The 3,293-nt window shown below is 67.9% G+C and carries 2 protein-coding genes; both read right to left on the minus strand.

The features are described from left to right. A partial coding sequence (locus AB0C20_RS35735) for a condensation domain-containing protein (RefSeq protein WP_357569673.1) occupies positions 1–1,394 on the minus strand: 1,394 nt, incomplete at its 3' end. A 35-nt stretch (positions 1,395–1,429) separates the two neighbouring features. Beyond that, positions 1,430–3,293: condensation domain-containing protein (locus AB0C20_RS35740; protein WP_357569674.1), on the minus strand; the 1,864-nt coding region annotated here is incomplete at its 5' end.

Below are 3,293 nucleotides of genomic sequence, written 5' to 3' on the forward strand. Positions count from 1 at the left end.
CCAAACAAACCCACCACCGAACCCCCACCACCAACCACACCACCATCCCCAAACTCCACCAACAACCGCCCACGCTCCGCAACGGAGACCAGCTCTGCCCGGCCGATCGGAGCGTGGAGGTCGGTAGCCGCGTGCTCCAGCAGCCGCACCAGGCACGCACCGATGCCCCGGGCCTGCTCTTCGTCGATCACATCGGGTCGATAGTCCAGCCGCAAGCGGACCGTGGATCCCGGTACGACGGCGAGACCGAGCGGATAGTGGGTCGCGTCCTGGCCGCTGATGTCGAACACGGAGAGCTTGTCCGGCATATCCAGTGAGCGCTCGTCGCCTCCGGGCGCGTTCTCGAAGACGATCGCGGTGTCGAACAGCTCGGCCGATCCGGCCAGCCGCTGGATCGTGGCGAGCCCGAGATGCTGGTGCGGGATTAGCTCGGCGCGCTCGTCCTGCAGCCTGGTCAGCATCGTCGACCAGGAATCGTCAGATGTCCAACGAACCCGGACCGGGACGGTGTTCACCAGCATCCCTATCAGGCGCTCGATGTGGGGAATCTCGGGCGGCCGTACGGACACGGTGGTGCCGAACACCACGTCCTTCCGATCGGTCAGAATGCCGAGCAGCACGCCCCACGCGCCTTGGACAACGGTGTTGAGGGTCACGCCGATACGCCTGGCCTGCTCGATCAATGCCGGCACCGTCGACTCATCGACCACGAACGTCTCCTGTGCCGGCAGGGTGCCCGGAACGTGGGTTCGACCCGGCGCGACGAGGGCTGGATCCACCAGCCCGGACAGCGCGCGGCGCCACGCGGACTCGCCCGCCGCGGCGTCCTGCTCCTCCAACCAGGAGAGGAACCTCCGGAACGAGGTGACCGGCTCCAATGCTCGCTCGTCACCGGCGTGCCGATAGAGCGCGAACAGTTCGGCTACCATGATCGGCAGTGACCACCCGTCCATCAACAGGTGATGGACCGTGATCACAATTCGGTGTTCCTCCGCTCCGGTACGAATCAGCGTGCAGCGGACCAGCGGCGGTGTGGTGACGTCGAAGCGACGAAGGCGGTCCTCGGCGAGGGCGTCGCGCAGCGCCGTCGCACGCTCTGCCTCGACAAGTCCGGCCAGGTCGATTTCCCGCCACGGCAGGGAAGCTCGCTTGCTGACCACCTGCACCGGCCGATCGAGGTCCTCGTGCCAGAAGGCCACGCGCAGGATCGCATGCCGCCGCAACAGCCCTTCCATCGCAGCGCGAAGGGTTGCCGCGTCGAGTGGTCCTCGTACGCCTATCACCAACTGGCAGTTGTAGACGTCGACCGCTGACTCATCGTAGAGGGCGTGGAAGAGCAGACCCTCCTGCAACGGGGTCAGCGGCCAGATGTCCTCGATGGCCGACGATGCCATGTCTCTCCTCCACTCGGTACGGGCGCAGCCGGAGTTCAGCGGTCCAGGCCTCGCCAACGCGCTTCGATCGCGTCGATGTTCTTCTGGCTGAGCGAGACAAGGGAAAGGTCGGATGGTGTCCGTCCACCGCCGTCAGCGGAGGCCAGCCCGGTCAGCGCCGCAGACCAGCAATCGGCGAGCTGCCGGACGTCGGCCTCGTCGAGTGCCGTCGGACGCCAATACCACGTCGTCCTCAGCTCGGGCCCCGTCGGCCCGTCCAACGCCACCGCGCTGAGCGCGAGGCAGTACCGCTCGGGAATCGTCACCCCGCCGTCCTCGTCCGGTTGGCTGACGGCGTCCCGCCTGTCTGGGGTCTCCGCGAGCGACCAGTCGCCGGCCCCGCCGGCTGTCATCCGGCCCAGGTAGTTGAAGGCCATTCGTGGTGCGTCGAGCTGGGCCAGGCGGGCTCCGGTGCACGGATTGAGGTAGCGCAACAGGCCGAACCCGATGCCGTGGTCCGGCACGGCTCTGAGCTGCTCCTTGATCTGCTTACACCGGTCCGCCAACTCCGGGGCGCCGCTGGTCACCTTCGACCAGGCAATCGGAGAGACGTCCAAACGGATCGGCGCGACGCTGGTGAACCATCCCACCACCTGCGACAGGTCGACGTCGGGAAAGATGTCGTGCCGGCCGTGACTCTCCAGGTCGACGAGAACATCGCCGCCCTGCCCGGAGCGCCCCCTGCGCCGTCGCCACTCGTTCACCGCGAGCGCGAACGCGGTCAACATCACGTCGTTGACACCCGCGTGGAACATCGCGGGTACCCGGGTCAGCACCGCCTCCGTGATGTGCCCGGGCAACGTGCGACGCAGCGACCGCATCGTGCTCCGGTCGGTCCCGTCCGGGACCGTCGCGGCAAAGTCCTCCGCAGAGTTCGCCCGCGGCTTCAGGACCGACTCCCAGAACGGCATCTCCACCTCACGGCTGCCCCGCACGGCGGCCGACTGGAGGCAGTGTGCCCAGTGCCGGAACGATCCGCGTACTGCAGACAGTCGGGGCGGATCGCCGGCCCGGGCGGCCCGCCACGCCGCCACCAGATCGTCGACGAGGATCCGCCACGACAGGGCGTCCACGGCCAGGTGGTGCGCGAGCACCAGCACGCGGCCCGGCCGGGCTCCCCGGTCGAACCAGACGACCTGCAATTGGTCGCCGTCTCTCGGGGCGAGGCGACCGCGGGCGGCGGACGTCTCCGCCGTCACAGTGGCGGCCAGTTGGCCATCGTCGGTTGCGGAACAGTCGATCCGGGTGACGTACCTGGACGGGTCGATCGTGTCGGCTCTGGACAGGTGCAGCGACGCCTCGGCGGGCACCTCGCCGACTACCAGGCGGGCCCGCAACATGTCATGCCGTTCCACGACTGCGGCGACGGCCGCGGCGAGATGTTCGTAGAGCAGGTCCGCCGGCGCCTCCAGCAGCACCGACTGGCAGAAGTTGTCGGTGAGCAGGCCCTGTTCGGCGAACATCCGCATCACCGGGGTGAGCGGCGCGTCGCCGTGTCCGTCCGCCGCCGAAGCCGATGCCTCCTCGGTGCGCCGAGCCATCCTCGCCAGAGAGGCGACGGTGGGGTGGGTGAAGACGTCACGCGCCGTGATCACGAATCCCGCCTGACGGGCCCGGCTGACCAACTGGATCGAGCTGATGCTGTCCCCACCGAGGTCGAAGAAACTGTCGTCGATCCCGGCCGGTACGCCGAGCAACTCGGCGAAGAGCCGGTGCAGCAGAGTCTCCTCGGCGGTGGTGGGAACCGGTCCACCCGTGACGGCGTACTCCGGAACCGGCAACGCCTCCCGATCAACCTTCCCATTCACCGTCACCGGCAACTCATCAACCACCACAAAAACCGACGGCACCATATAATCC

Source organism: Micromonospora sp. NPDC048843, assembly GCF_040649965.1.
Classification (GTDB): domain Bacteria; phylum Actinomycetota; class Actinomycetes; order Mycobacteriales; family Micromonosporaceae; genus Micromonospora; species Micromonospora hortensis.